The 27000-nt window shown below is 62.4% G+C and carries 33 protein-coding genes; 13 read left to right on the top strand and 20 right to left on the bottom strand.

Going from position 1 to position 27000, the window contains the following annotated elements; genetic code table 11:
• The first annotated feature begins 2 nt into the window (after nucleotides 1-2).
• Nucleotides 3-1010 (top strand): nucleoid-associated protein YejK, encoded by a 1008-nt coding sequence (yejK, locus tag D886_RS0120220; protein WP_027595625.1) that lies wholly within the window; start codon nucleotides 3-5, stop codon nucleotides 1008-1010.
• 25 nt (nucleotides 1011-1035) lie between these two features.
• Here yejK and D886_RS0120215 read toward each other — a convergent pair whose 3' ends face one another.
• From D886_RS0120215 to D886_RS0120200, 4 genes are all read right to left on the bottom strand, one after another.
• Nucleotides 1036-1320 carry a GIY-YIG nuclease family protein gene (locus D886_RS0120215; RefSeq protein ID WP_027595624.1) on the bottom strand — a complete coding sequence of 95 codons (285 nt, stop codon included), beginning with the start codon at nucleotides 1318-1320 and terminating at the stop codon, nucleotides 1036-1038.
• Between the two features lie 17 nt (nucleotides 1321-1337).
• The gene (locus D886_RS0120210; protein WP_027595623.1) at nucleotides 1338-1814 is read right to left on the bottom strand and encodes a nuclear transport factor 2 family protein; all 477 of its coding nucleotides are present in this window, start codon (nucleotides 1812-1814) and stop codon (nucleotides 1338-1340) included.
• 177 nt (nucleotides 1815-1991) lie between these two features.
• On the bottom strand, nucleotides 1992-3272 hold the full coding sequence (locus D886_RS0120205) for an MFS transporter (RefSeq protein ID WP_027595622.1): 1281 nt from the start codon (nucleotides 3270-3272) through the stop codon (nucleotides 1992-1994).
• Between the two features lie 13 nt (nucleotides 3273-3285).
• The gene (locus D886_RS0120200; RefSeq protein WP_027595621.1) at nucleotides 3286-3936 is read right to left on the bottom strand and encodes a FadR/GntR family transcriptional regulator; all 651 of its coding nucleotides are present in this window, start codon (nucleotides 3934-3936) and stop codon (nucleotides 3286-3288) included.
• Nucleotides 3937-4074: 138 nt separating this feature from the next.
• Between D886_RS0120200 and D886_RS0120195 the strand changes: the two genes are divergently transcribed.
• A complete protein-coding gene (locus D886_RS0120195; RefSeq protein WP_027595620.1) occupies nucleotides 4075-5256 on the top strand; it encodes an alkaline phosphatase family protein in 1182 nt (393 codons plus the stop codon).
• 94 nt (nucleotides 5257-5350) lie between these two features.
• Here the strand turns inward: D886_RS0120195 and hisC are convergent, their stop codons facing one another.
• From hisC to D886_RS0120145, 10 genes are all read right to left on the bottom strand, one after another.
• Nucleotides 5351-6397, bottom strand: coding sequence for a histidinol-phosphate transaminase (gene hisC, locus D886_RS0120190; RefSeq protein WP_027595619.1), 1047 nt, complete (start codon nucleotides 6395-6397; stop codon nucleotides 5351-5353).
• Nucleotides 6398-6399: 2 nt separating this feature from the next.
• Nucleotides 6400-7725 carry a histidinol dehydrogenase gene (gene hisD, locus D886_RS0120185; protein ID WP_027595618.1) on the bottom strand — a complete coding sequence of 442 codons (1326 nt, stop codon included), beginning with the start codon at nucleotides 7723-7725 and terminating at the stop codon, nucleotides 6400-6402.
• A gap of 126 nt (nucleotides 7726-7851) precedes the next feature.
• The gene (gene hisG, locus D886_RS0120180; protein ID WP_027595617.1) at nucleotides 7852-8487 is read right to left on the bottom strand and encodes an ATP phosphoribosyltransferase; all 636 of its coding nucleotides are present in this window, start codon (nucleotides 8485-8487) and stop codon (nucleotides 7852-7854) included.
• Nucleotides 8488-8657: 170 nt separating this feature from the next.
• Nucleotides 8658-9923, bottom strand: coding sequence for a UDP-N-acetylglucosamine 1-carboxyvinyltransferase (gene murA, locus D886_RS0120175; RefSeq protein WP_027595616.1), 1266 nt, complete (start codon nucleotides 9921-9923; stop codon nucleotides 8658-8660).
• A gap of 23 nt (nucleotides 9924-9946) precedes the next feature.
• Entirely contained in the window at nucleotides 9947-10186 is a 240-nt protein-coding gene (locus D886_RS0120170; protein ID WP_003255121.1) for a BolA family protein, read from the bottom strand.
• Between the two features lie 119 nt (nucleotides 10187-10305).
• Nucleotides 10306-10608 carry a lipid asymmetry maintenance protein MlaB gene (locus D886_RS0120165; protein WP_027595615.1) on the bottom strand — a complete coding sequence of 101 codons (303 nt, stop codon included), beginning with the start codon at nucleotides 10606-10608 and terminating at the stop codon, nucleotides 10306-10308.
• Nucleotides 10605-11252, bottom strand: coding sequence for a phospholipid-binding protein MlaC (locus D886_RS0120160; RefSeq protein ID WP_027595614.1), 648 nt, complete (start codon nucleotides 11250-11252; stop codon nucleotides 10605-10607). Before D886_RS0120160 ends, D886_RS0120165 begins: the two co-directional genes overlap by 4 nt.
• 9 nt (nucleotides 11253-11261) lie before the next feature.
• Nucleotides 11262-11747 carry an outer membrane lipid asymmetry maintenance protein MlaD gene (mlaD, locus tag D886_RS0120155; protein WP_027595613.1) on the bottom strand — a complete coding sequence of 162 codons (486 nt, stop codon included), beginning with the start codon at nucleotides 11745-11747 and terminating at the stop codon, nucleotides 11262-11264.
• Nucleotides 11747-12544, bottom strand: a complete 798-nt coding sequence (mlaE, locus tag D886_RS0120150; RefSeq protein WP_027595612.1) for a lipid asymmetry maintenance ABC transporter permease subunit MlaE — start codon at nucleotides 12542-12544, stop codon at nucleotides 11747-11749. The genes mlaD and mlaE overlap by 1 nt, the downstream gene beginning before the upstream one ends.
• The gene (locus D886_RS0120145) at nucleotides 12544-13353 is read right to left on the bottom strand and encodes an ATP-binding cassette domain-containing protein (RefSeq protein WP_016501329.1); all 810 of its coding nucleotides are present in this window, start codon (nucleotides 13351-13353) and stop codon (nucleotides 12544-12546) included. The genes mlaE and D886_RS0120145 overlap by 1 nt, the downstream gene beginning before the upstream one ends.
• 246 nt (nucleotides 13354-13599) lie before the next feature.
• Here D886_RS0120145 and D886_RS0120135 point away from each other — a divergent pair, with 246 nt between their 5' ends.
• The 10 genes from D886_RS0120135 (at nucleotide 13600) to D886_RS0120090 (ending at nucleotide 20601) form a co-directional block, all read left to right on the top strand.
• Nucleotides 13600-14574 (top strand): KpsF/GutQ family sugar-phosphate isomerase, encoded by a 975-nt coding sequence (locus D886_RS0120135; protein ID WP_027595611.1) that lies wholly within the window; start codon nucleotides 13600-13602, stop codon nucleotides 14572-14574.
• The gene (locus D886_RS0120130) at nucleotides 14575-15099 is read left to right on the top strand and encodes an HAD family hydrolase (RefSeq protein ID WP_027595610.1); all 525 of its coding nucleotides are present in this window, start codon (nucleotides 14575-14577) and stop codon (nucleotides 15097-15099) included. It abuts the gene before it with no gap.
• 8 nt (nucleotides 15100-15107) lie between these two features.
• On the top strand, nucleotides 15108-15680 hold the full coding sequence (gene lptC / locus D886_RS0120125) for an LPS export ABC transporter periplasmic protein LptC (RefSeq protein ID WP_027595609.1): 573 nt from the start codon (nucleotides 15108-15110) through the stop codon (nucleotides 15678-15680).
• Nucleotides 15667-16191, top strand: a complete 525-nt coding sequence (gene lptA / locus D886_RS0120120; RefSeq protein WP_027595608.1) for a lipopolysaccharide transport periplasmic protein LptA — start codon at nucleotides 15667-15669, stop codon at nucleotides 16189-16191. The genes lptC and lptA overlap by 14 nt, the downstream gene beginning before the upstream one ends.
• Nucleotides 16192-16917: an LPS export ABC transporter ATP-binding protein gene (gene lptB, locus D886_RS0120115; protein WP_027595607.1), complete on the top strand. Its 726-nt coding sequence runs from the start codon at nucleotides 16192-16194 to the stop codon at nucleotides 16915-16917.
• A gap of 175 nt (nucleotides 16918-17092) precedes the next feature.
• A complete protein-coding gene (locus tag D886_RS0120110; RefSeq protein WP_027595606.1) occupies nucleotides 17093-18586 on the top strand; it encodes an RNA polymerase factor sigma-54 in 1494 nt (497 codons plus the stop codon).
• Between the two features lie 79 nt (nucleotides 18587-18665).
• Nucleotides 18666-18974: a ribosome hibernation-promoting factor, HPF/YfiA family gene (hpf, locus tag D886_RS0120105; protein WP_003255135.1), complete on the top strand. Its 309-nt coding sequence runs from the start codon at nucleotides 18666-18668 to the stop codon at nucleotides 18972-18974.
• A 12-nt stretch (nucleotides 18975-18986) separates the two neighbouring features.
• The gene (gene ptsN / locus D886_RS0120100; RefSeq protein ID WP_027595605.1) at nucleotides 18987-19451 is read left to right on the top strand and encodes a PTS IIA-like nitrogen regulatory protein PtsN; all 465 of its coding nucleotides are present in this window, start codon (nucleotides 18987-18989) and stop codon (nucleotides 19449-19451) included.
• A 2-nt stretch (nucleotides 19452-19453) separates the two neighbouring features.
• The gene (gene rapZ, locus D886_RS0120095) at nucleotides 19454-20308 is read left to right on the top strand and encodes an RNase adapter RapZ (RefSeq protein WP_027595604.1); all 855 of its coding nucleotides are present in this window, start codon (nucleotides 19454-19456) and stop codon (nucleotides 20306-20308) included.
• Nucleotides 20309-20328: 20 nt separating this feature from the next.
• Complete coding sequence (locus D886_RS0120090; RefSeq protein ID WP_027595603.1) at nucleotides 20329-20601, top strand: HPr family phosphocarrier protein; 273 nt, start codon at nucleotides 20329-20331, stop codon at nucleotides 20599-20601.
• 324 nt (nucleotides 20602-20925) lie between these two features.
• On the opposite strand, the gene D886_RS0120085 is transcribed toward D886_RS0120090, so the two are convergent.
• The 6 genes from D886_RS0120085 to pmbA all read right to left on the bottom strand — a co-directional run bounded on the left by D886_RS0120085 (nucleotide 20926) and on the right by pmbA (nucleotide 26323).
• Complete coding sequence (locus tag D886_RS0120085) at nucleotides 20926-21819, bottom strand: ZIP family metal transporter (RefSeq protein ID WP_027595602.1); 894 nt, start codon at nucleotides 21817-21819, stop codon at nucleotides 20926-20928.
• 11 nt (nucleotides 21820-21830) lie between these two features.
• On the bottom strand, nucleotides 21831-22442 hold the full coding sequence (locus D886_RS0120080; RefSeq protein ID WP_027595601.1) for a superoxide dismutase: 612 nt from the start codon (nucleotides 22440-22442) through the stop codon (nucleotides 21831-21833).
• A 1-nt stretch (nucleotide 22443) separates the two neighbouring features.
• Complete coding sequence (locus tag D886_RS0120075) at nucleotides 22444-22905, bottom strand: hypothetical protein (protein WP_027595600.1); 462 nt, start codon at nucleotides 22903-22905, stop codon at nucleotides 22444-22446.
• A gap of 49 nt (nucleotides 22906-22954) precedes the next feature.
• Nucleotides 22955-24331 (bottom strand): lyase family protein, encoded by a 1377-nt coding sequence (locus D886_RS0120070; RefSeq protein ID WP_027595599.1) that lies wholly within the window; start codon nucleotides 24329-24331, stop codon nucleotides 22955-22957.
• Nucleotides 24324-24725, bottom strand: a complete 402-nt coding sequence (locus D886_RS0120065) for a hypothetical protein (RefSeq protein ID WP_027595598.1) — start codon at nucleotides 24723-24725, stop codon at nucleotides 24324-24326. The genes D886_RS0120070 and D886_RS0120065 overlap by 8 nt, the downstream gene beginning before the upstream one ends.
• Before the next feature lie 251 nt (nucleotides 24726-24976).
• A complete protein-coding gene (gene pmbA, locus D886_RS0120060) occupies nucleotides 24977-26323 on the bottom strand; it encodes a metalloprotease PmbA (protein ID WP_027595597.1) in 1347 nt (448 codons plus the stop codon).
• A gap of 108 nt (nucleotides 26324-26431) precedes the next feature.
• On the opposite strand from pmbA, the gene yjgA reads away from it, so the two are divergent.
• Nucleotides 26432-26950, top strand: a complete 519-nt coding sequence (yjgA, locus tag D886_RS0120055) for a ribosome biogenesis factor YjgA (RefSeq protein WP_027595596.1) — start codon at nucleotides 26432-26434, stop codon at nucleotides 26948-26950.
• Nucleotides 26951-27000: the final 50 nt, after the last annotated feature.

Raw genomic sequence — 27000 nt, 5'->3', positions numbered from 1 at the left:
TCATGCCAATCCGTCATTGTATCGTTCACCTGATCGACAAGAAGCCCGATGGCAGCCCCGCCGTGCTGCACGCACGCGATACCGAACTGGGCGCCTCCGATGCCATCGAAAACCTGCTGGCCGACCTCAACGACAGCTACAACGCCAAGCAAGGCAAGGCGTGGGGCTTCTTCCACGGCGAATCGGGTGCCTACCCGCTCAGTGGCTGGTTGAAGCAGTACCTGGAAGCAGAAAAGGACTTCGCGGCGTTCAGCCGCATCGCCGTCGAACACCTGCAAAAGCTGATGGAAGAGTCCAACCTGTCCACCGGCGGGCACATCCTGTTCGCCCACTACCAGCAAGGCATGACCGATTACCTGGCGATCGCCCTGCTGCACCACAGCGAAGGCGTGGCGGTGAACGCGGACCTCGATGTGACGCCATCGCGCCACCTGGACCTCGGCCAACTGCACCTGGCGGCGCGCATCAACCTGTCCGAGTGGAAGAACAACCAGAATTCCAAGCAGTACATCTCGTTCATCAAAGGCAAGAACGGCAAGAAAGTCTCCGACTACTTCCGTGACTTCATCGGCTGCCAGGAGGGCGTCGACGGCCCAGGTGAAACCCGTACCCTGCTCAAGGCCTTCAGCGACTTCGTCGAAAGCGAAGACTTGCCGGAGGCATCGGCCCGCGAGAAGACCCAGACCCTGGTCGACTACGCCACCACCCAAACCAAGCTGGGCGAGCCGGTGACCCTTGAAGAACTGTCCAGCCTGATCGACGAAGACCGCCCGAAGGCGTTTTACGACCACATCCGCAACAAAGACTACGGCCTGTCGCCGGAGATCCCTGCAGACAAACGCACCCTCAACCAGTTCCGCCGCTTCACTGGCCGTGCCGAGGGGCTGTCGATCAGCTTCGAGGCGCACCTGCTGGGCGACAAGGTGGAGTATGACGAGGTGGCGGGGACCTTGATCATCAAGGGGCTGCCGACGCAGCTGATCGATCAGCTGAAGCGGCGCAAAGACTGATACCGCCCGGGGCGCGTAGCGCGCCCTAGGCGTTGCTGAACGAGGCCACCAGCGCCTCCTTGGCCGATTTACGCAGCCGCTTCACCAGCCGCTCCTGGCGCAGCGCTTCGCCTTTGTCGGGCCACTGCTCGACATACACCAGCGCCTGCGCCGGGCTGGTCTTGAAGTATCGCGCCCCCTGCCCTTTCTGATGCGCCAGAAAGCGCCGCTGCGGGTCATCACTGATCCCGCAATACAGTGACCCGTTGGCCGCCCGCACCAAGTAGACATACCAGGGTTTTACCGCCTGATCCGGCACTGCTTCACTCACGACGCCTGCTCTTTCCGTTAGTTGCCTTGGCTGTGCTGAAACGCCCGCAGGCCTTTGAACGCCTGCTGGCGTACCTTGTTCTGAATCAGCGGCGACCAGCCGAGCAGCACCCCAGGCGCACCCAGTGCCTGACGCGACCAGCGCCAAAGGTCGAAGCTGTCGTCATGCTGGCAGATCAAGCCATCGCGAATGACGAAACGTGCCTGGATAGCGTTGACCACGGTACGGCCGGTCTGGCTGAACAGGTAGGTCGCGACCCAGTGCGCACTGCCACCGCGCTCGTCCGCACGGACGTTGTCGAAGGTCAGGGTGAAGTCCTTGGCGCGGGTGGTGAGCATCCGCCACATGTCGCCCGCATCCTTGCCGCGCAGGGTACCGAAGACCGGGTCGCTGAAGACGATATCGTCGCTGTAACAGGCCACCATGGCCTCGGCATCCAGCCGCTGGAAGGCCTGGTAGAAGCGGGTGATCAGGTCGCGGTTGGCGTCGCTCATGGGGCAGGTCCATCCTGGGATCGAAAGGTGCACGATAATCTGCTCGATGCGCTTACGCCAGTGCCGGCCCATTCGCGGGACAAGCCCGCTCCCACAGGAGCCCGCAGTCCAGAAAGCACTCCCATCCTGTGGGAGCGGGCTTGTCCCGCGAATGGGCCGGCACTGGCACAATCAGTCTCAGACTTTTTCGCTGGTCACCTGCACATGCAACGCCCGCCCAGCCCCAAGCCCGAAAACAATGGCACCCAGGCCTAGCACGGCAAAGATCCACCCCAGTGCCGCCCAGCCACCGGTCAGGTCATGCACCACCCCCACCGCAAACGGCCCCATCGACGCCAGTGTGTAACCCACCCCTTGCGCCATGCTCGACAAGTTCGCCGCCACATGGGCGTCTTTGGAGCGCAGCACGATCAACGTCAATGCCAGGGCAAACGTCCCGCCCTGCCCCAGGCCCAGCAGCACCGCCCACCCCCACAGCCCGGAAATAGGCGCATACAGGCAGCCAAACAGCCCGGCCAGGGTCACCAGCATGACAATTACGATGGCCAAGCGCTGGTCCTTGCCGCGCGTGGCCAGCCAGGGCGCACTGAGCGAGCTGATCAATTGCACGATCACCGAGCCCGACAGCACCAGCCCCGCCTCGGTTGGGCTCAGACCACGACCCATCAGAATCGAAGGCAACCAACCGAAAACGATATAGGCCAGCGACGATTGCAGGCCCATGTACAAGGTCACCTGCCAGGCCAGTGGGTCACGCCACAGGCCACGCACTCGATAGGCAACCTTGTGCAGGCCGTGCCCCTGGCGCGCCTGCGGCAGCCAGACCAACATGGCCAACAGTGCCGGCACGGCCCAGAAGCCCAGCCCAAGCGCCCAGTTGCCTTCGTAGTGCTGGGCCAGGGGCACCGTGGCGCCGGCCGCCATGGCCGCCCCCAGGCACAGCGCCATGGTGTAGACCCCGGTCAAGGTGCCGGCATGCTGTGGGAAGTCGCGCTTGACGATGCCCGGCAACAGCACGCCGATAATGCCAATGCTGGCGCCGGCCATGAGGCTGCCCAGGAACACCCCGGCCACCCCAAAGGCACTGCGCACCCCAATGCCCAAGGCCAAGGTCAGGAGAATGCCGAGGATCACCCGCTCACTGCCAAAACGCCGCGCCAGCACCGGCGCCAGTGGCGCAAACAGGCCCAGGCACAGCACCGGCAAGGTGGTCAGCAAACCGGCCTGCGAAGCACTCAAGCCCAGGCCATCGGACACCAGGCCCAGCACCGGCGCCATGCTCGACAAGGCCGGCCGCAGGTTCAGCGCCACCAATACCAGGCCCAGCAGCAACAGCCAGGGCCGGCGCAGCAGCACAGGCTGTTGCTGCACCTGCTCGTCATCGGCTTCGGCGTCGATCAGCAGTTCGTCGAGTTCCCGCTCGCCGGGCGGGTTGCTACGGGTCATTGATTCAGCCATGGGCTTCTCGTGGTCAGGATTCGATGAGGGTCCGGCTCAGGCGCTTGGCCCGCTCCGAATCACGTTGCTCGATGGCGTCGAGGATTTCCCCGTGCAGATCGAACGTGGACTGGCAGCGCGGAACAGTGGTCATGTTGTGCTGCAGCGCAGCGGCCACCACGCCGGAAAAGTACCGGTACAACTCACTCAGTGCCGGGTTGTGGGCGGCATCCACCAAACGCTGGTGGAACACCAGGTCGCAGCTCACATACGCCTCGATGTCACCGTGAAAATGCCCGGCGCTGCCCGCAAGGGCTTCACGCAACCCGTGCAGGTCGGCGTCGGTACGGCGCAGCGCTGCTAGGCCGATGGCCTCGGCTTCGAGGATATGGCGCGTCTCCCGCGCCTGCTCGGGGGTGCAGCGGGACATCGCCTGCACCGCCATCAACGGGTCCTGGGCGGTGCGCAGGTAACTGCCATCGCCCTGCCGTATTTCCACCAGGCCACTGAACGCCAGCACGCGCATGGCCTCACGCACGGTATTGCGGCTGATGCCCAATTCCTGAGCCAGCTCCGGCTCAGTCGGCAGGCGCTGCCCTACCTGCCAGTCGCCGTTGAGGATGCGCTCGCGCATGCGCTCCACGGCAAGTTCGACCAGGGAACGCTTGGCCAACTCTACGCTCATTACATTCAACCAATCATCCGATGAATTACTGCAGCCTAATGGAAAGCCCTCTGAACAGCAAACCACCTGGTATTTCTGCCAGTTGTGAGCGGCACGCTTTATTGCAACGCTCGCTGTACCGTTCCCGGATGCCCCTTCATGCGATTATCAGCCCTGCTTCTGATGACACTGACGCTGCTGGCAGCTTGCGAGCCGGCGCAGCCTGCGCGGCAACCGAAAACCCTGATCATCGGCATCGAAGGCGTGCAACTCGATCGTTACGAAGCCTTGGGCGACGCCAGCAATCTGCAGCAACGCCTGTATTACGGCAGCGCTTACACCGGCGGCATCACTGGCAAGGCCAGCGAACAGCCAACGCTCAGCGGCCCTGGCTGGGTCACCCTGCTCACCGGGGTCTGGAGCAACAAGCATGGCGTTAACTCGAATGCCGAGTCGCTGCGGGTCGCCCCGGCCTTCCCTAGCCTGTTCAAACGGCTGCGCCAGGCGCTGCCCACCGCCTACCTGTCCAGTGTGGTGAACTGGTCGCCGATCAACACCGCGTTCCTGCTCGAGGACGCCCACGGCAACGACGTACGCGAAAGTGGCTTATCCGACGATAACGTCATCGCGCGGGCGCTGCAGATACTTGACACCACGCCCGCCGACTTCACCTTCATCCAGCTGGGCGAACCTGATGCAGCCGGCCACAACGGTGGTTTCGACAACCGCTACCAGCAGGCACTGCGAAAGGCCGACAACCAAGTGGGGGAACTGCTGGACGCGGTCGACCTACGCAGCCGCCGCCATCTGCGTGAAGACTGGCTGGTGATTGTCAGCACGGACCATGGCCGCGACTATTGGGGCAAAGGCCATGGCGGCGTCACAGAACAGGAAAAGACCATCTTCATCGCCAGCAATAAACCGCTGAACAAAGAACTGACCCAGCCCAGCATTCCGAAAGAAAACCCAGGGCCAAACAACCTGTACCGTCTGCCTGCGCAGACCTCAGTGGCACCCACCGTCCTGCGCCACATGGGCGTGGCACTAGAGCCGAAATGGCTACTCGACGGCACACCTCTGCTCGGTAACACGGGCGCTCGCAAAGCAAGGGCCGATGAAGCCACTGCCCGCCTGCGCTGGCACAGTACCGCCAAGGGCTACCTGACCATCCTCAAGAACGGGCATGTGGTTGCACAAGTACCGGCAGGGGCCGAGCAGTGGACCGACCCGGACGGTATGGATGACGTCAACGACTATGTGCTGCTACTCGATGGCACCCCGGCGGCCGTACGCAACAGGCCGGCCGGCATGCCGTACAGCATCGAGGAAATAGCCTATTGAGAGCCAGGTTCAGCCCTTGAAGCAAAAACCCCGCCTGGCAGCCGATGCCAGGCGGGGTCAGATCGAAGCAGGCGGCTGCTTGAGCCTACCTTGATCAGTTCAGCGCATCGAGCAACGCCTGGTTCATTTCCGGCGTACCGATGGTAATCCGCAGGAACTGGGCAATCCGCGCCTGCTTGAAGTGCCGCACGATCACGCCTTGCTCACGCAAGCGAGCCGCCAACTCGGCCGCATCCTGCTGCGGGTGACGGGCGAAGATGAAGTTGGCCGCCGACGGCAGCACCTCGAAGCCCTTGGCCGTCAGTTGCTCGACCAGCACTTCACGGCTGTCGATCACCTTGCGGCAGGTTTCTTCGAAGTAAGCACGGTCTTCGAACGCCACGGCCGCACCGACAATCGCCGCACGGTCCAGCGGGTAGGAGTTGAAGCTGTTCTTGATCCGCTCCAGCGCTTCGATCAGGTCCGGGTGGCCCACTGCCAAGCCAACGCGCAGGCCAGCCAGCGAACGGGACTTGGACAGGGTCTGGGTCACCAGCAGGTTGTCGTAGCGGTCTACCAGGCTGATGGCCGTCTCGCCACCAAAGTCGATGTAGGCCTCATCCACCACCACCACCGAATCCGGGTTGCCCTGCAGCAGCTGCTCGACCGCTTGCAGCGGCATCAGGCAGCCGGTCGGCGCATTCGGGTTGGGGAAGATGATCCCGGCATTCGGCTTTTTGTAGTCCTCGACGCGGATCTGGAACTGCTCGTCCAGCGCCACTTGCTCGTAGGCAATGCCGTACAGGCCGCAGTACACCGGATAGAAGCTGTAGCTGATGTCCGGGAACAGCAGCGGTGCATCGTGCTGGAACAGGCCGTGGAAGATGTGCGCCAGCACCTCGTCCGAACCGTTGCCGACAAACACCTGCCCCGGGGTGACGCCGTAGTACTCGGCCACCGCCTGCTTGAGCCGGTCACCGTTCGGGTCCGGGTACAGGCGCAGGTTGTCGTTCAGCTCGCCGCGCATGGCTTCCAGCGCCTTGGGCGACGGGCCATAGGGGTTCTCGTTGGTGTTGAGCTTGACCAGGCGGGCCAGCTTGGGTTGCTCGCCCGGCACGTAAGGCACCAGGTCCTTGACGAAGGGGCTCCAGAATCGACTCATGCTCAGTTCCCCTTCTCTTGGGTCAGGATACGGTATTCGGCACTGCGGGCGTGGGCGGTCAGCGACTCGCCACGGGCCAGGACAGACGCGGTGTGGCCCAGTTCGGATGCGCCCTGCTCGGAGCAGAAGATGATCGACGAACGCTTCTGGAAGTCATACACCCCCAGTGGCGACGAAAAGCGCGCGGTGCCGGAGGTTGGCAACACGTGGTTGGGGCCTGCGCAGTAGTCACCCAGTGCTTCACTGGTGTGGCGGCCCATGAAGATCGCACCGGCGTGGCGAATCTGCGGCAACCAGGCCTGCGGGTCGGCGACCGACAGCTCCAAGTGCTCAGGGGCGATGCGGTTGGCCACGTCGATGGCCTGCTGCATGTCACGCACCTGGATCAGCGCGCCGCGGCCATTGACCGATTTCTCGATGATCTCGGCGCGTTCCATGGTCGGCAGCAGCTTATCGATGCTGGCGGCAACGCGGTCGAGGAACTCAGCGTCCGGGCTGACCAGGATGGCCTGGGCGTCTTCGTCGTGCTCGGCCTGGGAGAACAGGTCCATGGCGATCCAGTCCGGGTCGGTCTGACCGTCACACACCACGAGAATTTCCGACGGGCCGGCGATCATGTCGATGCCGACCTGGCCGAACACGTGGCGCTTGGCGGTGGCGACATAGATGTTGCCCGGGCCGACGATCTTGTCCACCTGCGGCACACTCTCGGTGCCATAGGCCAGCGCGGCGACGGCCTGTGCGCCACCCACGGTGAACACACGGTCGACACCGGCGATGCAGGCAGCGGCCAGCACCAGTTCGTTGACCTCGCCACGCGGGGTCGGTACCACCATGACCACTTCGGTCACGCCCGCGACCTTGGCGGGAATGGCGTTCATCAGTACCGAGGACGGGTACGACGCCTTGCCACCTGGTACGTACAGGCCTGCGCGGTCCAGCGGCGTGACCTTCTGGCCCAGCACGGTGCCGTCGGCTTCGGTGTACTGCCAGGAATCCTGCTTCTGCCGCTCGTGGTAGATGCGCACGCGCTCGGCGGCCTTTTCCAGGGCTGCACGCTGGGTGTCGGTAATGCGCGTGAGGGCAAGCTCAAGGCGTTCACGGCCAAGAATCAGGTCATCGATGGACTTAGCATCGACACCATCGAAGCGCTGGGTGAACTCCACCAGGGCCGCATCGCCGCGTTCGCGAACGGCCTTGATGATGTCGAGCACGCGCTGGTTGACCGCGTCATCGGACACACTTTCCCAGCTCAGCAGATGATCCAGATGTCGGGCGAAATCCGGATCAGCGGCGTTGAGACGGGCAATTGCAGTGGACACGGTCATGGCGAGGGCCTCGATTATTAGCGAATGCTCAGGCGCCCTAGGCTACCAGTCCATCCGCGCGGGCACCCGAGAAAAGTGGCTATGACGCGGATAGACGGGCGCGACAGCGGAGGTCGCGCGCAGGAGTCAGCCGCGGTGTCGCGATTCGACGGCCTTGCGCAGGGTGTCGATCAGGCTCTGGATACGGGCGTGCTGCATCTTCATCGATGCTTTGTTGACCACCAGGCGGGAGCTGATCGTGGCGATCATTTCCTGGGGTTCCAGGCCATTGGCGCGCAGGGTGTTGCCAGTGTCGACCACGTCGATGATCTTGTCGGCAAGGTTGATCAGGGGTGCCAGCTCCATCGAGCCATACAGCTTGATGATGTCGACCTGACGGCCCTGCTCGGCGTAATAACGCTTGGCGACGTTGACGAACTTGGTGGCCACACGCAGACGGCCCTTGGGCTCAGGTGCGCCGACCACGCCAGCGGTCATCAGCTTGCAGCGGGCAATCTGCAGGTCCAGCGGCTCGTACAGGCCCTGGCCGCCGTACTCCATCAGCACGTCCTTGCCAGCCACACCGAGGTCGGCGGCGCCATGCTCGACGTAGGTCGGCACGTCAGTGGCACGCACGATCAGCAGGCGTACGTCGTCCTGCGTGGTGGGGATGATCAGTTTACGGCTCTTGTCCGGGTTCTCGGTCGGCACGATACCGGCCTCGGCCAGCAATGGCAGGGTATCGTCGAGAATTCGGCCTTTGGATAGCGCGATGGTCAACATGGGAAACGTCGGTCCTTAAGCGGCTACTGCCGGCCGGGCCTAGGCCCGACCTCATTCAATTCGTGTGTGGGAGCGGGCTAGCCCCGCGAACACCGGCAACGCCGGTGCCATACACCGCAGTGCCTCCTTCGCGGGACAAGCCCGCTCCCACATCGTGCGCCTGTGGGCTATTAACCCGGTACGCGGCGGATCTTGGCGCCCAGCATCTGCAGTTTTTCCTCGATGCACTCGTAACCACGGTCGATGTGGTAGATGCGATCGATCAGCGTATCGCCTTCGGCCACCAGCGCCGACAGTACCAGGCTGGCGGAAGCACGCAGGTCGGTGGCCATGACTGGCGCGCCCTTCAGCGTCTTGACGCCGGTGACGATGGCGGTGTTACCTTCGACCTGGATCTGCGCGCCCATGCGGTGCATTTCGTAGACGTGCATGAAGCGGTTTTCGAAGATCGTCTCGATCACCGCGCCAGTGCCTTCGGCGATGGCGTTGAGCGAGATGAACTGCGCCTGCATGTCGGTCGGGAACGCTGGGTACGGCGCGGTACGCAGGTTGACAGCCTTGGGCCGCTTGCCGTGCATGTCCAGCTCGATCCAGTCTTCACCGGTGGTGATGTCGGCGCCCGCTTCCTTGAGTTTTTCCAGTACCGCTTCAAGGATGGTCGGGTCGGTGTCCTTGACCTTGACGCGGCCGCCGGTGACGGCTGCGGCGACCAGGTAGGTACCGGTTTCGATACGGTCGGGCATGACGCGGTAAGTGGCCGAGTGCAGACGCTCGACGCCTTCGATGGTGATGGTGTCGGTGCCAGCGCCCTGAACATTGCCGCCCATGGCGTTGATGAAGTTGGCCAGGTCGACCACTTCAGGTTCACGGGCAGCGTTTTGCAGCACGCTGCGGCCTTTGGCCAGGGCAGCGGCCATCATGATGTTCTCGGTACCGGTCACGCTGACGGTGTCGAAGAAGAAATGCGCACCGCGCAGGCCACCCTCAGGCGCCTTGGCCTTGATGTAGCCGGCTTCGACTTCGATCTTCGCGCCCATGGCTTCAAGGCCACGGATGTGCAGGTCGACAGGGCGCGAACCGATGGCGCAACCGCCAGGCAGGGCTACTTCAGCCTCGCCGAAACGTGCAACCATCGGGCCCAGCACCAGGATCGAGGCGCGCATGGTCTTGACCAGCTCGTACGGCGCGACCAGCGTCTTGATGGTGCGTGGGTCGATTTCCACGGCCAGCTTTTCGTCGATCACAGGCTCGATGCCCATGCGCCCGAACAGCTCGATCATGGTGGTGATGTCGTGCAGGTGCGGCAGGTTGGCCACAGTGACCGGGCCGTCAGCCAGCAGGGTCGCCGCCAGAATCGGCAATGCCGCGTTCTTCGCGCCCGAAATGCGGATCTCGCCGTCAAGGCGAGCGCCGCCAGTAATAATCAGTTTGTCCATTGGAGTCTCGCCGCCAAGTTGGCTCAGGTGCGCTCAGCCCAGGCTGCGCTGCTGAAAAATTTCATGGTTACCGCATGGATGCTGCCATTGGCGATCCAGGGATTAAGGTGAGCATAGATCGCCTGCTGACGCTTGACCGGGCTCAGGCCAGCCAACTCGTCGCTGATCACGTTCAATTGGAAGTTGCAGCCTTCGCCTTCAACTTCGACCCGGGATCCCGGCAATTTTTCTTCAAGGAAGCTTTTAACTTCTACGGCCTGCATGCTCAACCTCAATCGGCGCCCGATGCGCACGGGTCGGCCATCATACAAAAAAGCCCCTCGCCTGCGAAGCCCACTGAGGGCGTGCGCTGACCGAGGGGCCATCCTTCAGTGCACTGCCATCAAGTAGCCAGCACTTCATCGAGGTCATAAACCCCGGCAATTTCCCGCATGTCGTCGGGCATACCGCGTACTTCGAAGGCCTTGCCGGCCGCCTGGGCATCGCGGATAAACGCCAGCAGCAGCGACAGGCCGACGCTGGACGATTTCGCCACGGCCGAGCAATCCAGCACCATGTGCGGCTCGCGCGAGGCGTCGATCAATGCCTTGCCTTGCTTGCGCAAGGCCGGGCCGCTGCGATAGTCCAGCACGCCGGTCAAACGCAGTACGCCCGGCTCGGCCATGCTTACGCCAGCCTCACTCATTGCACTGCCTTCTCGGGCGACTTATCGGCGGTTTCCTTGGCCTTGGCCACTTCACCGGCCCAACCGTCGATGGTCTTGTCCAGGTTGTTGCCGTTGCGCTGCATGGCATCGGCGAACTGATCGCGGAACAGTTTGCCGATGTTGATGCCGTTGACGATGACGTTACGCACCTTCCACTCGCCGGCAATGTTCTCCAGGGTGTACTGCACCGGGTACACGGCACCGTTGTTACCGGTCACCTTCATGCCGACGCTGGCACGCTTGCCGTCATCAGCCTTGGCCGGGTCAACGACGATGCCCTGGTTGTTGTATTCCAGCAGGGCGTTGCCATAGAACTGCATCAGGCTGCGCTTGAAGTTCTCCTGGAAGCGCTGCATCTGCTCAGGCGTGGCCTTGCGCGAATACTTCACGGTCATGATGCTGCGGGAAATGCCGTCAGCGTCCACCACCGGGCCAAGGATGCGGTTGAGCGCATCGTAGAAGGCGTTGGGGTTGGACTTGTACTGCTCCTTGTTGGCCTTGAGGTCGCCAAGCAATTCGTTGGTCGTGCCTTGCACCACATCGTGAGGCGTCTGCGCCGCCACGGTCAGCAAAGGGAAGGCCGCCAGCAGGACCAGCAGGCCACGTCGCAGGATCGAAATCATGGAAACTCCTTAATTAGCCGGTTGCGCTTCTTTCGGTTCCTTGCCAACGGAGTTGAGCAGGAACTTGCCAATCAGATCTTCCAGCACCAGTGCCGACTGGGTGTCGTGGATGGTCGCGCCATCCTTGAGCACGTCGTCTTCGCCGCCCACGCTGATGCCGATGTACTTCTCGCCCAGCAACCCGGCGGTCAGGATCGAAGCAGTGGAGTCGGTCGGCAGGTTGTCGACGGTCTTGTCCAGCTGCAACGTCACCCGACCGGTGTAGGAATCACGGTCCAGATCGATGGCGGTGACCTTGCCGATCGTCACACCGGCCATGGTCACTTTAGCTCTGACCGTCAAACCGGCGATATTGTCGAAGTACGCATAAACTTTATAGGTATCGCTGCTCGGGCTGGCCGACAGCCCGCTGACTCGCAGGGCCAGCAGCAGCAGCGCCAGGATCCCGGCCAGGAGGAACAGGCCGACACCGATTTCCAGGGTGCGGTTTTGCATCAGAAATCTCCAAACATCAAGGCGGTCAGAATAAAGTCCAGACCCAGGACAGCCAACGAGGCATAGACCACGGTCTTGGTGGTGGCACGGCTGATCCCTTCTGAGGTGGGCTCACAGTCGTACCCCTGGAATACGGCGATCCAGGTGGTGACGAAGGCGAACACCAGGCTCTTGATCAAGCCGTTCAGCACGTCGTCGGTGAAGGAAACACTGTTCTGCATGTTGGCCCAGAACGAGCCCTCGTAGACGCCCAGCCAATCCACGGCGACCCACGACCCACCCCAGATGCCGACCACGCTGAAGATCAGCGCCAGCAGCGGCAGCGAGATGAAACCGGCCCACAGGCGTGGCGCAACAATGTACTTGAGCGGGTCGACGCCAATCATTTCCAGGCTCGACAGCTGCTCGGTGGACTTCATGTTGCCAATTTCGGCGGTCAAAGCAGAACCTGCGCGGCCGGCGAACAACAGTGCGGTCACCACCGGCCCGAGCTCACGCAGCAGGGTCAGGGCCACCATCTGCCCGACCGCCTGTTCAGAGCCGTACTTGGTCAGGATGCTGTAGCCCTGCAGCGCCAGCACCATGCCGATGAACACACCAGACACGACGATGATCGCCAGCGACAGCACGCCCACCGAGTACAGCTGCTTGGTCAGCAGCTGGAAGCCACCGCCAATACCGCCACGCCCGATCAGCGCATGGAACAGAAACAGACAGGAACGCCCGAGCACGGCCAGCACGTCGATCGCCGAGCGACCGAACAGGCGAACACGTTCGAGTAAGGATTTTCTGCGCATCAACGCGCCCCCAGCAGGTCGGCGCGGTAATCAGGCGCGGGAAAGTGGAAGGGTACCGGGCCATCCGGGTCGCCTTTCATGAACTGGCGAATACGCGGGTTGTCCGAGCCCATCAGCTCGTCAGGCGTGCCCTGCCCCAGCACCTGGCCATCCCCTACCACGTAGATGTAGTCGGCGATGCTGGCGGTTTCGGCCAGGTCGTGGGAAACCACGATGCTGGTGATGCCCAGGGCATCGTTGAGCAGGCGGATCAGGCGCACCAGTACCCCCATGGCGATCGGGTCCTGGCCGACGAACGGTTCGTCGTACATGAGGATCTGCGGGTCCAGGGCGATCGCACGCGCCAACGCCACCCGGCGCTTCATGCCACCGGACAGTTCGTCAGGCATCAGGTCAATGGCACCGCGCAGGCCGACAGCCTGCAGTTTCATCAACACGATGTCGCGAATCATCTCTTCCGACAGCTGGGTGTGCACGCGCAGCGGGAAGGCCACGTTCTCGAACACATCGAGGTCAGTGAACAGCGCGCCGCTCTGGAACAGCACGCCCATCTGCTTGCGCGCGTCGAACAGGTCGCTGCGCGACAGCGTCGGCAGGTTCTGCCCGGCAACCCATACCTCGCCGCTGGACGGACGCAGTTGCGCACCCATCAGGCGTAGCAATGTGGTCTTGCCGCAACCCGATGGCCCCATGATGCCGGTGACCTTGCCGCGCGGGATGCGTATGTCGACATTGCTGAAAATGCTGCGCGAACCGCGCTTGAAGGTCACTCCCTTCAACTCGACCGCGTAGGCGCTATCCACACTCATCTAGACTCCTTGCTAGTGCAGCCTCGTCCTAGTGGACGCTTGCCCTCATCGTGAAGGCACACGTGCCCCTGACAGGCCGAATAGCGGCGAACTATAGCACCGCTGACAGGGCGGCCCCAAGGCCATGGAACGTGTCGTTCAGCACAACGACAGACTTCCATGGCATTTGCCGGGCAATCGAAAGGATGAGGCTTTCTTCCATTGCGGCTATAATCGCCGCCTTTTCATCAGGCATTGTTTGACGACATGAGCCAATCCAGTGAGCTGATCCAGTCCGCCCTGCGCACCTTGCGCCTCGAAGTCGAGGCCGTGGAAAGCCTGGCGCCGCGTATCGACGCCAACTTCGTCAAGGCCTGCGAGCTGATTCTGGCCAGCAAGGGCCGGGTCGTGGTGGTCGGCATGGGCAAGTCGGGGCATATCGGCAACAAGATCGCCGCCACCCTGGCCAGCACCGGCACGCCTGCGTTCTTCGTGCACCCCGCCGAAGCCAGCCATGGCGACATGGGCATGATCACCCGGGACGATGTCATCCTGGCCCTGTCCAATTCTGGCAGCACTGCAGAAATCATCACCCTGCTGCCGCTGATCAAGCGCCTCGGCATCCAACTGATCAGCCTGACCGGCAATGCCGATTCGCCCCTGGCCCAGGCTGCCGAGGTCAACCTCGACGCCCGCGTCACCCAGGAGGCCTGCCCGCTGAACCTGGCCCCCACTTCTTCGACCACCGCAGCGCTGGTGTTGGGCGACGCCCTGGCCATCGCCCTGCTCGAAGCCCGTGGCTTCACTGCCGAAGACTTCGCCTTTTCGCACCCCGGAGGCGCCCTTGGCCGCCGCCTGCTGCTCAAGGTCGAGAACGTGATGCACGCAGGCGCCGAACTGCCCCAGGTGGCACGCGGCACCCTGCTCAAGGACGCGCTGCTGGAAATGTCGCGCAAAGGCCTGGGCATGACCGTGATCCTCGAACCGGACGGCAAACTGGCTGGGATCTTCACCGACGGCGACCTGCGCCGCAGCCTGGACCGCAATATCGACATGCACACCACCTTGATCGACCAGGTGATGACCGTGCATGGCAAGACCGCCCGCGCCGAAATGCTGGCCGCCGAGGCGCTGAAAATCATGGAAGACCACAAGATCAACGCGCTGGTGGTGGTCGACCAGGACGACCGCCCGACCGGCGCCCTGAACATGCACGACCTGTTGCGCGCCGGAGTAATGTAAATGACCCAGGATTTGATTCAACGTGGCCAGGCCATCAAGCTTGCCGTGTTCGACGTTGACGGCGTGCTCACCGACGGCCGCCTGTACTTCCTCGAAGACGGCAGCGAGTTCAAGACCTTCAACACCCTCGACGGCCAGGGCATCAAGATGCTCATGGCATCGGGCGTGACCACGGCAATCATCAGCGGGCGCAAAACCCCGGTGGTCGAGCGACGTGCGAAAAACCTCGGCATCCCGCACCTGTACCAGGGCCGCGAGGACAAATTGGTGGTACTCGACGGCTTGCTCGCCGAACTCGGCCTAAGCTATGAACAAGTCGCCTACCTGGGCGACGACCTGCCCGACCTGCCGGTGATCCGCCGGGTCGGCCTGGGCATGGCGGTGGCCAACGCCGCCCCCTTCGTTCGCCAACATGCGCACGGGGTGACCCAGGCCCGCGGCGGTGAAGGCGCGGCGCGTGAATTTTGTGAACTGATCATGCAGGCCCAGGGCACCCTGGACGCTGCCAACGCACATTACCTTTAAGGCTGCTCATGTTCAGCAAGAAAGCCCGCAATATTGTGCTGCTCGTGGCCATCGGCGCCCTGCTGGCGGCGATCGGCTACTGGAATGTCAGCCCCGAGAGCTTCCTCGACCAGCCCACGGCCCAGGTCGACGAGAGCGCCATCGACTACTACGCGATCAATGCCCACAGCGTGCAGTTCCTGCCCGACGGCAAGTTGCAGTACGAAATGACCGCCGACAAGGTCGAACACCTGACGGCCACCGAGGTCACACTGGTGACCACGCCAGACCTGCACATGTACCGCGGCACCGAGTACCCGTGGCACGTGCAAAGTGTCCGTGCCGAGGTCAACCCGGACGGCACCGAGGTCGAGCTGATCGACCAGGTGCGCATTGCCCGCACCGACGAAAAGAAGCGTGAAACGATTATCACCAGCTCACGCATGACCGTATTCCCGCAGAAGCAATATGCGCAGACCGAGCAAGCCGTTAGAATCGACGGCGCCGGTGGCACGACCACGGGCAAAGGAATGAAAGCGTATTTGAAAGAAGGCAGGATGGACCTGCTCTCTAACGTAAGAGGACAGTATGAGGCTCGTTAAAACCCTCCCCCTTTTGCTCAGCCTGAGCGCAGCACTGGGAAGCGCGAGCGCCTTCGCACTGCCGACCGACCGTGACCAGCCTATCCGCATCCAGGCCGACAACGCGCACCTGGACGACAAGCAAGGCGTGGCCACCTACACCGGTGACGTCATCATCACCCAAGGCTCGATGATGATCAAAGGCAACACCGTGACCATGACCCGCGCCGCCAACGGCGACATCGACGTGGTCACCTCGGTGGGCAACCTGGCCTACTTCGAACAGCAGCAGAGCACCGCCAAGCCGGACAAGATGAAAGGCTGGGCCGTGACCATTCAGTACCAGGCGCAGAAAGACACGGTGATCCTCACCGACCGCGCCAAGGTCGAGAATGAAGGCAATACCACTGAAGGCGAGAAGATCGTCTACAACACCAAGACCCAGGTTGCGACCGCCGGTCGTGGTGGCAACGTGACTCAACCACGTCAGCGCATCGACATGGTGATCCAGCCGAAGAAGAAGGCCGAGTAAATGGCAACCCTCAAAGCCCAGCACCTGGCCAAGAGCTACAAGGGTCGGCAAGTCGTGCGCGACGTCAGCCTGTCGATCGACAGCGGCCAGATCGTCGGCCTGCTCGGCCCTAACGGCGCCGGCAAGACCACCTGCTTCTACATGATCGTCGGCCTGGTCCAGGCTGAGCAAGGGCGCGTGCTGATCGACAACCTCGATGTCAGCCACCAGCCCATGCACGGTCGCGCGCGTGCCGGCATCGGCTACCTGCCGCAGGAAGCTTCCATTTTCCGCAAGCTGTCGGTGGCCGACAACATCATGGCGATCCTCGAGACCCGCAAGGAGCTCGACCGCGACGGCCGCCGCAAGGAGCTGGAAAGCCTGCTGCAGGAGTTCCACATCAGCCACATCCGCGACAACCTCGGCATGAGCCTCTCGGGTGGCGAACGCCGCCGTGTCGAGATCGCACGCGCCCTGGCGACCGCACCGAAGTTCATCCTGCTCGACGAACCCTTCGCGGGCGTCGACCCGATTTCCGTCGGTGACATCAAGCAGATCATCCATCACCTCAAGGCCAAGGGGATCGGCGTACTGATTACCGACCACAACGTGCGTGAGACCTTGGATATCTGCGAAACCGCCTATATCGTCAATGATGGCCGACTGATCGCCGAAGGCGACGCCGAGACCATCCTGGCCAACGAACTGGTCAAAGAGGTTTACCTGGGTCACGAGTTCCGGCTCTAACCCCGGGACGCACCTGGAGCACTGGCAAATCGACCCTGTCGGGGTTTAAGTTGTTACGGTGCTCTAGGCAAACGCTACAATTTAAGGCATAAAACTTGCTTGAATTTGGCGCTCCGGCGCCCTCGTGTAGTGGATGGCGCATGCGCGCCGGCGAACAAGGTATTAAGCCCCTGCCATGAAACCATCGCTCGTCCTAAAAATGGGCCAGCAACTGACGATGACGCCTCAGTTGCAACAGGCCATCCGCCTCCTCCAGCTCTCGACCCTGGACCTCCAACAGGAAATCCAGGAAGCGCTGGAATCGAACCCGATGCTCGAACGTCAGGAAGACGGCGAGGACTTCGACAACAGCGACCCGATGGCCGATAACGCCGAGAACAAACCGGCCGCCGAAGTCCAGGACAACAGCTTCCAGGAAAGCACCAACAGTGCCGAAAACCTGGAAGACGGCGAGTGGAGCGAGCGAATCCCCAACGAGTTGCCCGTCGATACCGCCTGGGAAGACATCTACCAGACCAGCGCCAGCAGCCTGCCGAGCAACGATGACGACGAGTGGGACTTCACCACCCGCACATCGGCCGGCGAAAGCCTGCAAAGCCACCTGCTGTGGCAGTTGAACCTGGCGCCGATGTCCGACACCGATCGCCTGATCGCCGTCACCCTGATCGACAGCATCAATGGCCAGGGCTACCTCGAAGACACCCTCGAAGAGATCTGCGCCGGTTTCGACCCCGAACTGGATATCGAGCTGGATGAGGTCGAAGCGGTCCTGCACCGCATTCAGCAGTTCGAGCCTGCCGGCATCGCCGCACGCAACCTGGGCGAATGCCTGCTGCTGCAACTGCGCCAGCTACCGGCCAGCACGCCGTGGATGGCCGAGGCCAAACGCCTGGTCACCGACTTCATCGACCTGCTCGGCAGCCGCGACTACAGCCAGCTGATGCGGCGCATGAAGATCAAGGAAGACGAGCTGCGCCAGGTCATCGAACTGGTGCAAAGCCTCAACCCGCGCCCTGGCTCGCAGATCGAATCGAGCGAGCCCGAGTACGTCGTACCCGACGTCATCGTGCGCAAGGACAGCGACCGTTGGCTGGTGGAGCTTAACCAGGAAGCCATCCCGCGCCTGCGCGTCAACCCGCAGTACGCAGGTTTTGTCCGCCGCGCCGACACCAGCGCCGACAACACCTTCATGCGCAATCAGTTGCAAGAAGCGCGCTGGTTCATCAAGAGCCTGCAAAGCCGCAACGAAACCCTGATGAAAGTGGCCACGCAGATCGTCGAGCATCAGCGCGGCTTCCTCGACCATGGCGACGAAGCGATGAAGCCGTTGGTCCTGCATGACATCGCCGAAGCCGTCGGGATGCACGAGTCGACCATTTCGCGGGTCACCACGCAAAAATACATGCACACGCCCCGCGGCATCTACGAACTGAAATACTTTTTCTCAAGCCACGTCAGCACCGCCGAAGGCGGAGAATGCTCGTCCACAGCGATCCGCGCGATCATCAAGAAACTGGTTGCGGCGGAAAATCAGAAAAAGCCATTGAGTGACAGCAAGATCGCTGGTTTACTGGAGGCACAAGGCATCCAGGTAGCCCGTCGCACCGTCGCCAAGTACCGCGAGTCTCTCGGCATCGCACCGTCGAGCGAGCGCAAGCGACTGATGTAGCCCCTGGTATGTGCCACAGCGTTTTTGGGGCAGGTGCAAGACTTGCCTCTTTATGCACGGGCAATAAAGGAGAAGCTGTATGCAAGTCAATATCAGTGGACAGCATGTAGAAGTCACCCAGCCGCTGCGCGATTATGTGCTTGAAAAGCTCGCCCGCGTGGAAAGTCACTTCGACAAGATCACTAACGTGCAGGTCATCATGAAGGTCGAGAAGCTGCAGCAGAAGGTCGAAGCGACCCTGCAGATTCCGGGCGGTGAAGTGGTAGCCAACGCGGAACACGAAGACATGTATGCAGCGATCGACGCCTTGGCCGACAAGCTCGACCGCCAACTGAAAAAACACAAGGAAAAACAGCAAAGCCTGCTGCAAGGTGCAGCTGCCCGCTGATCCCCCTCATCCATGATCCGACTTGAAACCATCCTGACCCCCGGCCGTTCCCTCGTGAACGTGCCGGGCGGCAGTAAGAAGCGCGCCCTCGAAAAGGTCGCCACCGTCATCGCCGAACAAGTGCCAGAGCTGGAGATGCAAGACGTCTTCGAAAAACTGGTCGCCCGTGAAAAACTCGGTTCGACCGGGTTCGGCAACGGCATCGCCATCCCCCACTGCCGACTCGAAGGATGCACCGCCCCGGTCAGCGCACTGCTGCACCTGGAGGCGCCGATCGACTACGACGCCATCGATGGCGCACCCGTGGACCTGCTGTTCGTCCTGCTGGTGCCCGAAGCTGCCACCGATGCGCACCTGGAACTGCTGCGCCAGATCGCCAGCATGCTCGATCGCAAAGAGGTCCGTGATCGTCTGCGTGCCGCCAGCAGTAACGAGGCCCTGTACCAGGTTGTCCTGGACGTACAGAACGAGCACTGAACATGCACCTGATCATCGTCAGCGGCCGGTCCGGCTCCGGCAAGAGCACCGCCCTCGATGTCCTGGAAGACAACGGTTTCTATTGCATCGACAACCTTCCCGCCGGGCTGCTGCCGCAGCTTGCGGAAGATGCCTTGATCAATACCGAGTTGCTGCAGCCCAAGGTCGCCGTGTCGATTGACGCGCGCAACCTGCCCAGCCACCTGACGCGTTTCCCCGAGCTGCTCGAAGAGGCCCGTGCCCGGCATATCAAGTGTGATGTGCTGTACCTGGATGCCGACGAAGACACCCTGCTCAAGCGCTTTTCGGAGACCCGTCGGCGTCACCCGCTGACCAATGCCGACCGTTCCCTGGCAGAAGCGATACGCGTGGAAAGCGACATGCTGGGGCCGATCGCCGACCTTGCCGACCTCAAGATCGACACCACCAGCCTTAACCTTTACCAGTTGCGCGACTCGATCAAGCTGCGCCTGCTCAACCAGCCAGAGCCTGGCACCGCGTTCCTGGTCGAATCCTTTGGCTTCAAACGTGGTATGCCGGTCGATGCTGACCTGGTGTTCGACGTGCGCTGCTTGCCCAACCCCTACTGGAAGCCCGAATTGCGTGAGCATTCTGGTCTCGAACAACCGGTAATCGACTACCTCGCCGCCCAGCCGGACGTCGAAGAGATGTTCAACGACATTTCCAGCTACCTGCTTAAATGGCTGCCCCGCTTCGCCGCCAGCAACCGTGCCTATGTCACCATCGCCATTGGTTGCACCGGTGGCCATCACCGGTCGGTGTACCTGACCGAACGCCTCGGCACGTTGCTGCAGCAATCCCTGAAAAACGTCCAGGTCCGCCACCGCGACCTCTAGCCCACAGGATCCACCCCACGATGCCCGCCCGCGAAATCACCATCATCAACAAGCTGGGCCTGCATGCCCGGGCGGCGGCCAAGTTCGTCGGCGTGGCCGGGCGCTTTCCCTGCCAGGTCAAGGTAGGCCGCGCGCCAGACAAGCTGGTGGACGGCAAGAGCATCATGGCGGTGATGATGCTCGCGGCAGGCAAAGGCACCCAAGTGCACTTGCTGACCGAAGGCGAACAGGACAACGACGCGCTGGACGCACTGGTCGAGTTGATCAACAACTACTTCGACGAAGGCGAGTAGGGAACGCTGGGCTTGTCACAACACCTTCAGCGCCTGTGAGATCGAGCGCCGCCCGCGCGGCGCTTCGCAGCACAAGGCTGCTCCTACATCTGTTTCGGGCCAGTAACGCCTGTGCCAGCGCGATACCGTCTTGTTTTCACAACACGATATCGTGCCATATGCCAAGTGGCGTGCGCCTATGACGCTGGGGTAATTGGCCCGAAACAAATGTAGGAGCAGCCTTGTGCTGCGAAGCGCCGCGCGGGCGGCGCTCGGCCTTACAGGCCCAGACAATCTCCCGCCGAACGGTCGCAACCACGACACAATCATCATGGCGCAATCAATTCAAGACATCGCCGTGTCCATCACCATCATCAGGCAAAAACCGATACACAATCCCAAACTAGCCAGGCGGTGATGCCCATTACTACGCGACTCGGGGATGATCTCCTGGGTCACTACCAGCAGCATCGCCCCGGCGGCACACGCCAGGCCCAACGGCAACAGCAGTTCGGCAACATTCACCAGCCAGGCACAGATAACCGCTGCCACCGGTTCGACCAGGCCTGAAGCGGCACCAATCAAGAATGCCTTGAAACGCGGCATGCCCGCCCCCGCCAGCACCAACGCAATCACCAGCCCTTCCGGCACATCCTGCAAAGCGATGCCCATTGCCAGGCTGTCGGCATCGGCCATGCCGCCGCCCGCAGACACGCCAATGGCCATGCCTTCAGGAATGTTGTGGGCGATGATGGCGATCACGAACAACCAGATTCGCGCGGCGATCACCGGCTGGTTGTCCGTGCCGACCAAGGCTTCTGGCGAGGCACCGGAGACCTTGAGGTCGACCAGGAACAGGCACAAGGCGCCAAACATCAGGCCAAAGCTGATCAAGCCGCCCGCGCCCCAAGGGCTGAAGCCGATGCCTTGCGCCGCCTCCAGCCCCGGGATGATCAGGGAAAACGCGGTGGCCGCCAGCATCACACCCGCGCCGAAGCCCAGCAGTGTGTCGGCCAGGGCTACCGGCATGTTACGAATCACCAACACCGGTACCGCGCCCAGCGCTGTCCCCAACGCACACAATGCGCCCCCTTCGAGGGCACGCAGCATGCGCGGCTCCAGGCCCAGCCAGGCAATGCCCTGCGCCAGCAGCAATGCTGTGCCCGCCAGCAACAGCAAGGTTCCTATCGCCAGACGAAACAGACGCACGCTGCTGACGGACAACACCTGTGAACGCATACCGGATCGACTCACTTCAAGGCTTCGAGATAACGACGTTCCACTTCCGCCCAGTCGACGACGTTGTAGAAGGCACCGATGTATTCAGGGCGACGGTTCTGGTATTTCAGGTAGTAGGCGTGCTCCCACACGTCCAACCCGAGAATCGGCGTGTTGCCGTGCATCAGCGGGCTGTCCTGGTTACCGCTGCTTTCGACCACTAACGTGTTGCCCGGGGTGACGCTGAGCCAGGCCCAGCCACTGCCAAAGCGGGTCAGCGCTGCTTTGGTGAAGGCGTCCTTGAACGCGTCGAACCCACCCAGCTCGGCCTCGATGGCCTTGGCCACCTGACCGTGTGGCTGGCCGCCGCCGTGTGGCGCCATCACCGTCCAGAACAGCGTGTGGTTGGCGTGGCCGCCGCCTTGGTTGATCACGGCGCCCTGCAGCTTTTCTGGCAGCTGCTTGACCGCGCTTACCAGCTGCTCCACCGGCCATTCGGCCCACTCGGTGCCTTCGATGGCAGCGTTGAGGTTGTTGATGTAGGTCTGGTGGTGCTTGCTGTGGTGAATTTCCATGGTCTGGGCATCGATGTGCGGCTCCAGCGCATCGTAGGCATAAGGCAACGCAGGCAAGGTATGTGGCATATCAATGGATTCCGTAAGCGTGGGTTCTGGGTGTCACGCCTGTTTGCGCGGCCAGCTCGCTGGCGGCGGGGGCGTGACGGTTGAGCAGGCGCTCGGTGCGCGGGTACTGTCCGTACTCGGCAATGAAACTCAGCAATTCGGTGTAGGTGCGTGAACTGTGGCGCAGCGCTGCATCCCGCAGCGCCTGGGGCAAGCGGGCCTCCTGGCTGGCCTGGAGCAGGCGCTGGTGTGCAGAGCACAGGTAGTCGGCGCTCTCGTGCGGCTGGTTCAGGCGCAGGTGCAGGTCGGCCAGGTTGTGGTGAGCGATGACGAACACCGCCACCGCTTCGTCGACGTCATGCCAGCGCTCGAACAGCACCTGGGCCAAGGCCAAGGCTTGCAGGTAGTGTTCCCGGGCATCGACCCATTCACCTTGCTCGAACAGGCGGTTGGCGGTTTCAGTGGTGCGTTTCCAGTGCTGCATGACGTTTCTCCTGAGCGCGATGGCTCGTACGCTCGGCGGTGACGCTGAGTCAGATACCGCCGGCCGTGAGTTTTTCCGGGTCCAGCAGGGCCTCGAGCTGGTCACGCGACAAGTCGGTGTGTTCCAGGGCCACGTCGATGATCGGGCGGCCCTGCTTGTAGGCGGTCTTGGCGATTTCGGCAGCCTTGAGGTAGCCGATGATCGGGTTCAGCGCAGTGACCAGGATCGGGTTGCGCGCCAGCGCCTCCTTGAGCTTGCTTTCATTGACCTTGAAGGTGGCGATGGCCTTGTCGGCCAGCAGGCGACTGACGTTGGCCATCAGCTCGATGCTTTCCAGCAGGTTGCGGGCGATCACCGGCAACATGACGTTCAGCTCGAAGTTGCCCGACTGCCCGGCGATGGCGATGGTCGCGTCATTGCCGATCACCTGCGCGGCGACCATGGCGGTGGCTTCCGGGATCACTGGGTTGACCTTGCCCGGCATGATCGACGAGCCCGGCTGCAAGCCTTGCAGCTCGATCTCGCCGAGGCCGGCCAAGGGGCCGGAGTTCATCCAGCGCAGGTCGTTGGCGATTTTCATCAGTGCCACGGCGGTGGTCTTGAGCTGGCCGGAAAGGGCCACCGCCGTGTCTTGCGAGCCGATCAGCGCAAACAGGTTTTGCCCGGGGGTGAACTCGACCTGGGTCAGGGCACTCAGCTGACGCGCGAAACCGGCAGCGAACTGTGGATGAGCGTTGATGCCGGTCCCGACGGCGGTACCGCCCTGGGCCAGCGCCTGCAAGCTCGGCAGGGTCGCCTCAATGTGCGCCAGCGCGCCGTTGATTTGCGCCGCCCAGCCGTCGAGCACCTGGCTCATGCGCACGGGCATGGCGTCCATCAGGTGAGTACGGCCGGTTTTTACAAAGACTTGCACCTGCACCGACTTGGCCTCGATCACCTGCACCAGGTGCCGCAACGCTGGCAGCAGCTGCTCGTGCAGCGCCAAGGCGGCACTGACATGGATGGTGGTCGGGATGATGTCGTTGCTGCTCTGGCCGCAGTTCACATGGTCGTTGGCATTGACCGCATCACCGAGCACCCGGCTGGCCAGGGTGGCGATCACTTCGTTGGCGTTCATGTTCGAACTGGTGCCGGAACCTGTCTGGAACACGTCCACCGGGAAATGCTGGATAAAATCTTCCGCGAGCAGTTGCTCGACCGCCTTGACGATGGCCTGGCCTTGGTCGGCGGTCACTTGCTCCAGCTCGATGTTGGCCTTGGCCGCTGCCGCCTTGGCCAGCAGCAATGCGCGAATGAACTGGGCCGGCATGCGCTGGCCGCTGATCGGGAAGTTGTCGACCGCGCGCTGTGTCTGGGCGCCATACAGGGCCTCGGCAGGCACCTGAAGCTCACCCATGCTGTCACGCTCGATACGGGTATTACTCATCGTCTAATCCTTGCATCAGTTCATCGGGAGAAATCGAAGGCAGCAGCACGCAGTTGGCCAATTGCAGGGCGTAGGGCTGCCAGCGCTGGTTCTGTTCGCGGCGGTCGAGGTTGCGCAGGTCCAGCAACGGGCGCCAGGCCTGGTCCAGGCACAGGCACCGCCAATGCCACGGCAGCATGCGGTCGCAGGCGGTATCCAGCAGCAGGCGGAAGGAGGTCAACGCCACCGTCCAGGACGAGGTTTCGGTGCAGCACACCAGGTAACGGCCTTCGGCCAGGTAGTGCTCGATAAGACGCGGCTCATCGGGCTCGAGCGCGCAGCGAATGCGCCGGCTGAGCCAGCGCCAGTTTTCCAAATAGGGCAATTCGTGAAGGACGGATTTCATGAACACCATCGCCAAGCAATTGGGTAATGATATTCATTATTAAGTGATAAATAGAATCACTTCAAGTGCGGATCGACTAAAGCCGTGAGGTAGGACGCATAAAAAACCCGGCGCCAGGGCCGGGTTCTCTACATCAGTCTGAAACAGGTTGGGCTGTACCGGCCTCTTCGCGGGTAAACCCGCTCCCACAGTACCCTGAAGCCAGTCGGTGATCCTGTGGGAGCGGGTTTACCCGCGAAGAGGCCAGAGCAGGTTACCTATCAGCTCCCTGCAACCGTCATTCGCTCGATCAGCACCGAGCCCGTATGGATATTGCTGCGTGTCTCTAGATCGTTACCGATCGCGACAATTTGCTGGAACATATCCTTCATGTTCCCGGCAATGGTCACTTCCTGCACCGCATGCTGAATCTCGCCGTTCTCGACCCAGAAACCCGCAGCCCCACGCGAATAATCGCCGGTCACCATGTTCAGGCCATGCCCCATCAGCTCGGTCACCAGCAAGCCACGCCCCATGCGGCGGATCAGGGCAGCCTGGTCTTCGACGCCATGGGTTACGTACAAGTTGTGAACACCACCGGAGTTGGCCGTGCTCGGCAGCCCGAGCTTGCGACCTGAATAGGTGCCCAGCAGGTACGACACCAACTCACCTTTGTCGACGAACGGTTTGGCGTAGGTCGCCAAGCCATCGCCATCGAACGCGGCACTGCCCAAGGCCCGAGGAATATGCGGGCGCTCATCGAGGGTCAGCCAGCTTGGGAACAGGCGCTGGCCAAGGGTGCCTTCAAGGAACGACGACTTGCGGTACAGGTTGCCGCCGGAAATCGCCGAGAGGAAGCTGCCGAACAGGCCGCCGGCCAGCTCCGCCGAGAACAGCACCGGCACTTCGCAGGTTGGTACAGGGCGCGCGCCGAGGCGGCTGGCCGCACGCTGGGCCGCGCGCTGGCCGATGCTGCGCGGGTCAGCCAGCAAGGTGCCTTGGCGGTTCACGTCATACCAGTAGTCGCGCTGCATCTGCCCGTCGCCCTCGGCGATCATCACACAGCTCAGGCTGTGCCGGGTCGACGCGTAACCACCGATGAATCCATGGCTGTTGCCATAGACCCGGCACCCTTGATGGGTATTGAGGGTGGTGCCATCGGCGTTGAGAATGCGGGCATCGGCGTCGAACGCCGCAGCCTCGCAGGCCAAGGCCATCTCGATCGCCTTCTCGGGTTCGATATCCCAGTCGTGATAAAGGTCCAGGTCAGGGATTTCGCGCGCCATCAGCGCGGCATCGGCCAGCCCCGAGCACTCGTCTTCAGAGGTGTGCTTGGCGATGGCCAAGGCTGCGGCAACGGTCTCGCGGATCGCGTCTGGGCCACTCGCGGAGGTGCTGGCCGAGCCTTTTCGCTGGCCGACATAGAGGGTGATGCCAAAGCCCTGGTCACGGTTGAACTCGACCGTTTCGACCTCACGCTGGCGCACCGTGGTGGACAGGCCCTGCTCCAGCGACACCGCAACTTCGCAGGCACTGGCACCCTGGCGACGCGCTTCGGCGATGATCGCTTCGACCTGTTCCTGCAACGCTGGCAGGTCTTTCGGACCTACGCTCTGGACTGCACTCATGGTTCTCTCCACTCAAATTCTGCGTTCGGCGAGGGTCATTCTACGACCGGGCCGGACAAGCGGCCCCCGACTGGTTATCATGGCGGCGATTTCTAGCGGACTGCCACCATGGTTGATTCAAACGACGCCTACGACGGCGAAAAAAGCAAAACCCAGATCAAGCGCGAACTGCATGAACTGGTTGAACTCGGCGAGCGCCTCACTACGCTCAAGGCCGACACCCTGGCACGCCTGCCGTTGACCGACGAGCTACGCAAAGCGTTGGCCGAGGCCAGCAAGCACACAGCTCACGGAGCCCGCAAACGGCACATGTCGTTCGTCGGCAAGCTGATGCGCGTCCAGGACCTGGATGCCATCCATGCCTTGCTCGAACAGATGGACAGCTCGACCCGCCAGTACAACGAGCGCTTCCACGGCCTGGAGCGCTGGCGCGACCGGCTCATCGACGGTAATGACGAAGACCTCGAGCGCTTCGTCAACGAATACCCCGACACCGATCGCCAGCAACTGCGCTCGCTGATCCGCCATGCCCAGCACGAAAAAGCGCGGAACAAGCCGCCTGCTGCTGCGCGCAAGGTGTTCAAGTACATCCGCGACCTCGACGAGCTGCAGCGCGGCTTGCGTTGATGCCGTAGGGCCGCGTTGCGGCCCATTCGCAGCGCAAGGCTGCTCCTACA

It is taken from the genome of Pseudomonas sp. LAIL14HWK12:I7 (genome assembly GCF_000483465.1).
Classification (GTDB): Bacteria; Pseudomonadota; Gammaproteobacteria; order Pseudomonadales; family Pseudomonadaceae; genus Aquipseudomonas; species Aquipseudomonas kermanshahensis.
The sequence above is the reverse complement of the archived record's forward strand: the minus strand, read 5'-3'. Positions and strand labels throughout refer to the sequence as shown.